General features: G+C 68.8%; 8 protein-coding genes. 3 read left to right on the forward strand and 5 right to left on the reverse strand.

The window, feature by feature from the left end:
* The first annotated feature begins 125 nt into the window (after positions 1-125).
* Positions 126-836, forward strand: coding sequence for a hypothetical protein (locus tag Amac_RS20950; RefSeq protein ID WP_155356078.1), 711 nt, complete (start codon positions 126-128; stop codon positions 834-836).
* Here the strand turns inward: Amac_RS20950 and Amac_RS20955 are convergent.
* A complete protein-coding gene (locus Amac_RS20955) occupies positions 776-1,438 on the reverse strand; it encodes a response regulator (RefSeq protein WP_155356079.1) in 663 nt (220 codons plus the stop codon). The genes Amac_RS20950 and Amac_RS20955 overlap by 61 nt on opposite strands.
* Positions 1,435-2,586, reverse strand: a complete 1,152-nt coding sequence (locus tag Amac_RS20960; RefSeq protein WP_155356080.1) for a sensor histidine kinase — start codon at positions 2,584-2,586, stop codon at positions 1,435-1,437. The genes Amac_RS20955 and Amac_RS20960 overlap by 4 nt, the downstream gene beginning before the upstream one ends.
* A 243-nt stretch (positions 2,587-2,829) precedes the next feature.
* On the opposite strand from Amac_RS20960, the gene Amac_RS20965 reads away from it, so the two are divergent.
* A complete protein-coding gene (locus Amac_RS20965; RefSeq protein ID WP_155356081.1) occupies positions 2,830-4,275 on the forward strand; it encodes a hypothetical protein in 1,446 nt (481 codons plus the stop codon).
* Entirely contained in the window at positions 4,272-6,005 is a 1,734-nt protein-coding gene (locus Amac_RS55285) for a serine/threonine-protein kinase (protein WP_218041201.1), read from the forward strand. The genes Amac_RS20965 and Amac_RS55285 overlap by 4 nt, the downstream gene beginning before the upstream one ends.
* A gap of 14 nt (positions 6,006-6,019) precedes the next feature.
* Here the strand turns inward: Amac_RS55285 and Amac_RS20975 are convergent, their stop codons facing one another.
* The 3 genes from Amac_RS20975 to Amac_RS20985 all read right to left on the reverse strand — a co-directional run.
* Positions 6,020-6,640 carry a Uma2 family endonuclease gene (locus tag Amac_RS20975; RefSeq protein WP_246268540.1) on the reverse strand — a complete coding sequence of 207 codons (621 nt, stop codon included), beginning with the start codon at positions 6,638-6,640 and terminating at the stop codon, positions 6,020-6,022.
* 84 nt (positions 6,641-6,724) lie between these two features.
* On the reverse strand, positions 6,725-7,351 hold the full coding sequence (locus Amac_RS20980; protein ID WP_155356083.1) for an adenosylcobinamide amidohydrolase: 627 nt from the start codon (positions 7,349-7,351) through the stop codon (positions 6,725-6,727).
* Positions 7,351-8,079, reverse strand: a 729-nt coding sequence (locus Amac_RS20985) for an ABC transporter ATP-binding protein (RefSeq protein WP_155356084.1), incomplete at its 5' end; no start/stop codon positions are given. The genes Amac_RS20985 and Amac_RS20980, both read right to left, overlap by 1 nt.

The raw sequence follows: 8,079 nt of genomic DNA on the forward strand, positions 1-8,079 counted from the left end.
ACAACAACCTCCATGGAACGACAAGTCGCCCTCACGGGGGACGGCGTATCACCCGTATGGCGGACGTACCCGCGCGGTCCCCGGCCGTAGCGTCCGCGGCGATGAACCGAACCCGAGGGGGAACAATGTTCAAGCTCAACGACGCGGTCAGATTCCGCCGCTCCGTCACCGGAGTCCTGCTGATCCTGGCCCCGCTGCTCCAGCTGATCGCGGTCCTCGTCGACCCCGGCACCTGGGGCGACGACCGCGAGTCGGTCAGCTTCGGCGACAACCCGGCGCTGGCGCAGCTGCAGTCCGCGCTCTACCACTGGTCCTGGATCCTGCTGCCGGTGGCGCTCATCGGCGTGCTGCACGTCGCCCGCAGGCGCGGCGTGGTGCTCGGCCACATCGGCGGCGCGATGTCCGTGCTCGGCTTCCTGTCCCTGTCCGGCCTGCTGATGATCGACCCGGTGGAGTGGTACCTGGGCCAGCACAACCCGCCGGAGCAAGCCGCGAAGATCCTCGACGAGATGCTCAACCTGCCCGGCGTGGTCTTCGGCTTCCAGATGCCGTGGATCTTCTTCGGCCCGATCGGCGCCGGCCTCGTCGCCATCGCGCTGCGCCGCGCCGGATTCGCGCCGTGGTGGGTCGTGGGCGCGATCCTGCTCGGCTGGTGGGCCGGCTTCCTGGCCCCGTACGGCCCGCTGACGGTCCCGCTCTGGGCGGCCCCCGTGGCCGCGTTCGGCTACCTGGGCGTCAAGGTCCTGCGGATGACCGACGCCGAGTGGGTCTCCTACTACCCGAGCGCCGCCCCGGGCGTCACCACGCCCGACTCGTACGCGAACACCACCGCCTGAGCCCGGTCCCGCAGGCTCAGCTTCATGAGCACCCGGGCCACATGGGTCTTGACCGTGGCCTCGCCGACGAAGAGCTCCCCCGCGATCTCGGCGTTGGTGAGGCCACGCGCCAGCATGCGCAGCACCTCCAGCTCGCGCGGGGTCAGCTCGGCCAGCTGCGGCGGCCGGACCGGATCGTGCCGCCCGGCGAAGGACGCGATCACCCGGGTGGTCACGGCCGGATCGAGCAGGCCGTCCCCGGCGGCCACCACCCGGATCGCCTCCACCAGCTGCTCCGGCGGCGACACCTTGAGCAGGAAGCCGCTGGTCCCGGCGCGCAGCGCCGCGTAGAGGTTCTCGTCGGTGTCGAAGGTGGTGAGCATGATGATCTTCGGCGGGTGCGGGGTGTCCAGCAGCTGCTTGGCCGCCGACAGGCCGTCCAGGCGGGGCATGGAGATGTCCATCAGCACCACGTCCGGCCGGACCCGGCGGACCAGCGCGACCGCCTCCACCCCGTCCCCGGCCTCGCCCACGACCTCCATGCCCGGTTCGCTCTCCACCACCATGCGCAGCCCGGCCCGGATCATCGCCTGGTCGTCGGCGAGCACGATCCTGACGGTCATACCAGCACCACTCCCTGGGAGGTGGGCAGCACCGCGCGGACCCGGAAGCCGCCCTCCGGCCGCGGACCCGCGTCCAGCGTGCCGCCGAACAGCTCGGCCCGCTCGCGCATGCCGATGAGGCCATTGCCGGTGGACAGCTCGGAATCGGCGCCCTTGCCGTTGTCGGTCACCTCGATGGTGACCGAGAGCGGGTGGTAGGCGATCCGGATCCGGACGTCGGCCTCGCCCGCGTACTTGACGGCGTTGGTGAGCGACTCCTGGACGATCCGGTAGGCGGACAGGTCCAGGCCGGGCGCGAGCCGCACCTGCTCGCCTTCGATGGCGAGGGTGACCCGCAGGCCCGAGTTGCGCACGGTGGAGATCAGGCTCTCGACCAGGTCGAGGCCGGGCTGGGGCAGCGCCTCGTCCTGGGGCATGCGGAGCGCGCCGAGCATGATCCGCAGCTCGTTGACGGCCTCCCGGCCGCTCTGCTCGATGTTCTGCAGGATCGGGTTCTCCCCGCCCTGGGTGCGGCGCAGCGCCCCGGCCTGCATGACCATCATGCTGACGCTGTGCGCGACCACGTCGTGGAGTTCCCTGGCGATCCGGTTGCGCTCGGCGGCCACCGCCTCGGCGGCCTTGCGCTCGCGTTCGAGCTCCAGTTGCGTGGCCTGTTCGGCCATGCGCTGCATCCGGACCAGGTAGCCGCGCAGGCCGAGCCCGGTCAGGTAGGCGAAGCCGAACATGACAGTAAGGAAAATTACTTCCTCAGGCGGCAGGATCCTGTGGTCTATGGCCCCGGAATCGAACACCAGGATGCCCGCCAGAGCCCACAAACCGCCAGGTCGGAATGGCAGTTTCGCGCCCAGCGTGTGGAAGACGATCAAGAGGGAGATGAGCTGGTGAACTTGACAGCTCTCGTGACCCTGCCGATGCCACACGTACTGCATGAGTACGATGCCTAGGAACACCACAACAGGCGACTTACCGCGAAACGCGAGCAGAATCCCGGCCAGCAGAGCTTGGGGGATCCACCACAGCTGCGGGTTCTGGGCCGCGCCGTGAGCGGTCGCTGTGGTGAACGCCTCAACGACGCCGATCGCCGCCACGGCGGCGCCGATGAGGAGATCGACCTTTCGGGAATAGACCTTGGAGATGCGGATGGCCATGGGGGCAGATTAATCTGTCCGCGACGTCACGAGTAGCGCTCCATGGACCGGTTCAATCCGATTACAAGTGGTTTGCAAGCGCATGCTTGATCCTTGGCGGGTATCAAGTGAATGTCGTCACGGTGCCAGCCCTTGTCGGGCACTCGGCGCACTGCGAGTCTGGATCTGTTCCGAGTCGAAGAGGAGGCGGAGATGCCCCGCCTAGCGGTTATCGCGGGGCTCGGCGCCCTTGGCATGTTAACCATGCCCATGCTGCACCCCCACCCCAGCGGCTCGACCGACCGGATCACTCCGGGGGCCGTGCGGGTGGAGTCCGAGTCCCATGTCTCGATCACATTATTCGACGACCGCAGCAAGCTGCAGCAGGTCGTCCGAGAGTACGACACCGAACTCGCCGAGGGGAGCGGTTTCACCGTTACCCCGGACGGGGTGATCGTGACGGCGACGTCGGTGGTCCAGTCGGACCGGGACGCGCGGATCTACGCCGCGAACCGCGTCTTCGCCGAATACTTCAAGGTCAGTATCCCGGCCGACTTCGAGAAGCACACGATCAGCGACCCCGACCTCAACATCCGGCTGCAGGCCTGCTACCCGCCGCGCACCCAGAGCTCCACCTGCAACGCCACCGTGACCACCACCGTGATCGCCTACCCCTACCTGCAGCCGCCGCTGCCGCAGGGGCTCAAGGCCGAGATCCTGCACACCGGCGACTCCCCGGTGGCCCCGGCCGTGCTCAAGGTCGCCCCGGCCGGGAAGGAAGGGCTGCCGACCGTGCCGCTCGGCGCCGCGCTGGGCACCACCGTGGAGTCCATCGACGTCATGACGCTGACCACGCCGCCGTCGGCCAAGGCCCCGCCGAAGCTGGACACGGCGCACTTCGACCCGCCGGGCAGCCGGTCCTTCAAGAAGGAGGACCAGCCCAAGGTCGACAAGCTGGTCGCCAGCCGCGACTCCATCGGCGGGGCGGTCATCGACGACGGCAAGAGCGAAGTGGTCGGCCTGCTGGCCGGCGGCGGCAGCTTCCCCGCCACCGTGACGCCCGTGGAGGACATCAAGTCCGCCCTCGTCGCGGCCGGGGTGAGCGCGCGCCGCGGCCCGGTGGACGTGGTGTACGAAAGCGCCCTGGCCTCTTACCACAACAAGCTGTACGCGGCCTCGATCCCCGTGCTGGAACGGGTGCTGAGCCAGCGGCAGGACCATCCAGTCGCCATCGAGTACCTCCGGATCGCCAGGACCAAGGCGAACACGGGCGAGGACGCGGGCACCAAGAAGCCGAGCACCGCGCCCGTGGCCAAGCAGAGCACGGGGATCTCCCCCTGGGTCTGGGTGACCGGAGGGGTGGTGCTGGTGGCCGCGCTGGTGGCGATCGCCGTGCCGATGTTGCTGAAGCGGCGGCGCGGGGGGAACGGCCCCGGCGGCGGGCCGCCGCTGGAGAACGCGGCGCTGGTCACCTCCTGGCCCGCGCAGACCGAGATGTTCCACGGCGGGGGCGGCTCGCACCCGTCGATACCGCCCCCGCCGCCTGGATCTGACATGTCACCACCACTCGGGCAGGCCCAGCTCGGGCAGCCGATGCCGGTCCAGGTCGGGCAGATGGGCATGCAGAAGTTCTGCACCCAGTGCGGCATGCGGCTCGGGCACGCGCACCGGTTCTGCGGCTTCTGCGGCCACGCGGCGGACATGCCATGACCGACGGATCCCCGATTCCGGCCCTGGTCGGCCAGCAGCTGGGCGACTACACCATCGAGGCGGTCATCGGCCGGGGCGGCATGGCCACCGTCTACCGGGCCCGCGACCAGCGGCTCGGGCGGGCGGTCGCGCTCAAGATCCTCGCCCCGCAGCTGGCCCACGACGCCCGCTTCCGGGACCGGTTCGTACGCGAGTCGCGGCTGGTCGCCAGCATCGACCACCCGCACATCATCCCCATCTACGAGGCCAGCGAGAGCGAGGACCTGCTCTTCATCGCGATGCGCTACGTGGAGGGCAGCGACATGCGGCGGCTGGTGCAGACCCACGGGCCGCTGCCGGTGGCCCGCGCCAACCGGCTGTTCGCGCAGATCGCCTCGGCGCTGGACGCGGCGCACGCCAACGGCCTGGTGCACCGGGACGTGAAACCTGCCAACATCCTGGTGACCGAGGCCGACCACGTCTACCTGACCGACTTCGGGCTGACCAAGAGCGCCTCCGCGGAGGCCGGGCTGACCAGCCACGGCCACTTCATGGGCACGCCGCGCTACGTCGCGCCCGAGCAGATCCGCGGCCTTCCGGTGGACGGCCGCAGCGACGGGTACGCCTTCGCCTGCGTCGTCTACGAGGCGCTCACCGGGCAGCCGCCGTTCCAGCGGGACACCGAGCTGGCGCTGCTGTACGCGCACGTGTCGCACGATCCGCCGCCGCTCACGCCGTACCGGCCGGATCTGCCGCACGGGGTGAACCAGGTGATGCAGCGGGCGCTGGCCAAGTCGCCGGTGGACCGGTATCCGACCTGCACGGCGTTCGTGACCGCGCTGCGGGACGCGATCAGCGGGACCGAGAGCGACCACCCGAGCCATCCCAGCCAGCCGAGCAACCCGGGCGCGCGCAGCTGGCCGCCCCCGGCGGGGACCCAGTCGTCGCCCTACTACCCGCAGCAGCCGTATCCCGGGCCGACATCGAATCCGCCGATGTCATATCCGTCGGTGTCGCATCCATCACATCCGTCGCAGATGTCGTACCCGTATGGGCAGCATCCTTCCCATCCGAATCCGTCGTATCCGACGTACGCGCCGCAGACCGTGGCCACCGCCACCCCGAAGAAGAAGTTCCCGGTCGGGGCGGTAATCGGCGGGGTGACGGCGCTGAGCGTGGTCGCGGCCGCCATCGTCTACGTGGTGTCCCAGAGCGGCGGCGACCAGAACGCCCCCTGGAACACCTACCCAGGAAACGTCGCGGCGCCCTTCTCCTTCTCCTACCCGGACACCTGGACGTTGAAGGAGTACACCGACCAGCACGTCACAGCCGCGGCGGCGGTGGAGGAATTCGACGGCCTCTTCGCCGTCCCCGGCAACACCGACTGGTCCGCCGTAAACCCGATCATCCAGAGCTCCCCCAACCGAGCCACCGGCATGGTCGCCCAAACCACCGAAACGATCAGCACCTCCAACTCCACCGAAGACCTGCAAACCGGCCTCCAGGCCACCCTGCCCGGCTCGGTGGCCATCCCCGGATCCCCCGAAGCGACCTCGGTAGGCGGCCAACCCGCCTTCAAAATGACCGGAGTCCTCAGCGACGGCGCCGGCACCGGCCGCCTCGACTTCCGCACCTTCCTGGTCGCCCGAACCGGCAAACCCTCCGCCCTGATCACATTCTTCTGCCCCACCGCCAAATGCGACGACGGCATCATCAACACCATCGTGAACAGCGTGAAGTTCACCAACTAGCGGCGGCTTCTGGATTACCGGACTTCTGGATTGGTGGGCCAATCCCGCCGCGCGATCAGTTGCGCCGGGTCGAACGAGATCTCGAACGGGGCAGGAAGTGTTGCCACGCTTCCTGCCTCGAAGCGCACGGCGGGCTTGTACTCTTCACCCTCCAGCTCGTAGGTGAAGACGACCGGAGTCTCAATGATCTCTATCCGCCAGTAGATGGGAATGCCAGCCTCCGCATAGGCGGTCTGCTTCAGAACGCTGTCGCGCAGCTGCGTCTCTTGGCTGCTGATCTCGACGACTAGCAGAATCTCCTTGGGCTCGAACATCACCCGGGTGAGTTCGATGTCGTCGGCGCGCACGACCGCGAGATCTGAGATGAAGAGGTCCTCAGGGCCGATCCTCAGGTTGACGCTGCCGAGCATCTCGAACTCAGGAGGTGCGACAGCCTCAAAGATCGCCTTTAGCCGCGAGGCGACACGCTGATGCATAGGGGCAGGGGCAGGGCTCACTAGAAGGCTCCCGTTGACTAGTTCGTACCGGTTCCCGTCAGCGGGAAACTGGAGTAGGTCATCGACAGTGAACGGCGGCTTGCCGGGAAGAACCGTCCATCCAGGGGTCGGCTCTGTCGACGGTTCTTTCGTTGCCATTACGGTCACCTGGCCAGTATCGGGATTCTCCCCCTCCACCACGTGCTACTTCCCGAAATTCCGTAACTAATAGTAGTCAGTTTATTACGATAATTCCCATTTTCGGATGCCTTGAAGGATGGCGTTGTGGGTTGCGCGGGCTAGGCGGCTGCCCCAGAGGGAGCGGGGGCCGCCGAATGGTTCGGGGGGGCCGTGGGTTGGGGCGGCGACGCAGATGGCGTCGGAGGCGGTGCCGGTGCCGGGGTAGCCGGATTCGAGGAGGGCCTGGGTTTTGGCTTCGGTGATGGTGATGACGGTGTTGACGAGGGCGGCGTCGGTGAGGGGGACGGGGAGGGTGGCGATGATGTTGATGGTGCCGGGTGGGAGTTCGGGGTCCGCGGTGCCGGCGGGGGCGGCGGCCCAGGTGGGGATGCGGAGGCCGACGGTGGCCAGGGCGGTGGTGTCGTGGTCGGTGGCTTGGGTGTAGGCGGGGACGTGGGCGGCGGTGAGCATGCCGACGCCAGGGCCGGGTGGGGAGATTTCGGTTAGGTGGGTGGCGGGGTCCATGCGCGAGTAGTGGGGAACTACCTGGGCGTTGAGGACCCAGTGGCGGGGGCCGATGCCGCCGCCGAGGGGGGCGGAGGAGATCATGCGCCAGCCGGGGCCGAAATGGCAGAGCAGGGCGGCGAGGTGGGCGCCGTCTTCGTGACGGTGGGTGAGGGTGACGCGCATCAGCGGTTCGCGGGGCGGATGAGGTGGATCACCGGGCGGCCGTGGGTGTGGGTGACCTGGACGTGGGCGTCGAAGTGGCGGGTGAGCAGGGGTTCGGTGAGGACGTCCTGGGGCGGTCCCGAGGCGGCGGCGTGGCCTTCGGAGAGCAGGAGCAGGGTGTCGGCGTACTGTCCGGCCAGGCTGAGGTCGTGGAGGGTGGTCACGACGGTGAGGCCGTCGTCGAGGCGGAGGCGGTCGAGGAGTTCGAGGACCTGCTGCTGGTGGCCGAGGTCGAGGGCGGTGGTGGGTTCGTCGAGGAGCAGGATGGGCGCCTGCTGGGTGAGCGCGCGGGCGAGCACCACCCGCTGGCGTTCGCCGCCGGACAGGTGGCCGAGCGGGCGATCGGCGAAAGCGGCCAAGTCGAGCCGGTCCAGGACAGACCTGGTGACGTCGCGATCGTGGGCGGTCTCCCGGGCGAGATAAGGGATGTATGGAGTTCGCCCGAGTATCGCGTAGTCGGCGACCGTCATGTCGGGCGGCAGCAGCGGGTTCTGGGGGGCATACGCGATCAGGCGGCCCCGCTCGCGCGGTTTCATCCGCCGGACCCCCCGCCCGCCGACCAGCACCTCGCCGTCGTGCGGCAGCAGCCCCATCATGGCCTTGAGCAGCGTCGACTTCCCCGCGCCGTTGGGCCCGATGACCGCCAGCCAAGCCCCCGCCGGTACGGCCATGCCCACATCCCCCAGCAC

Origin of the sequence: Acrocarpospora macrocephala, assembly GCF_009687865.1 — a bacterium.
Taxonomy (GTDB): domain Bacteria; phylum Actinomycetota; class Actinomycetes; order Streptosporangiales; family Streptosporangiaceae; genus Acrocarpospora; species Acrocarpospora macrocephala.

Bases quoted from the DNA above. Each gene is read 5' to 3' on its own strand.
- Amac_RS20950 (WP_155356078.1), top strand. From the start codon at position 126: ATGTTCAAGCTCAACGACGCGGTCAGATTCCGCCGCTCCGTCACCGGA.
- Amac_RS20955 (WP_155356079.1), bottom strand. From the start codon at position 1,438: ATGACCGTCAGGATCGTGCTCGCCGACGACCAGGCGATGATCCGGGCC.
- Amac_RS20960 (WP_155356080.1), bottom strand. From the start codon at position 2,586: ATGGCCATCCGCATCTCCAAGGTCTATTCCCGAAAGGTCGATCTCCTC.
- Amac_RS20965 (WP_155356081.1), top strand. From the start codon at position 2,830: ATGCCCATGCTGCACCCCCACCCCAGCGGCTCGACCGACCGGATCACT.
- Amac_RS55285 (WP_218041201.1), top strand. From the start codon at position 4,272: ATGACCGACGGATCCCCGATTCCGGCCCTGGTCGGCCAGCAGCTGGGC.
- Amac_RS20975 (WP_246268540.1), bottom strand. From the start codon at position 6,640: ATGGCAACGAAAGAACCGTCGACAGAGCCGACCCCTGGATGGACGGTT.
- Amac_RS20980 (WP_155356083.1), bottom strand. From the start codon at position 7,351: ATGCGCGTCACCCTCACCCACCGTCACGAAGACGGCGCCCACCTCGCC.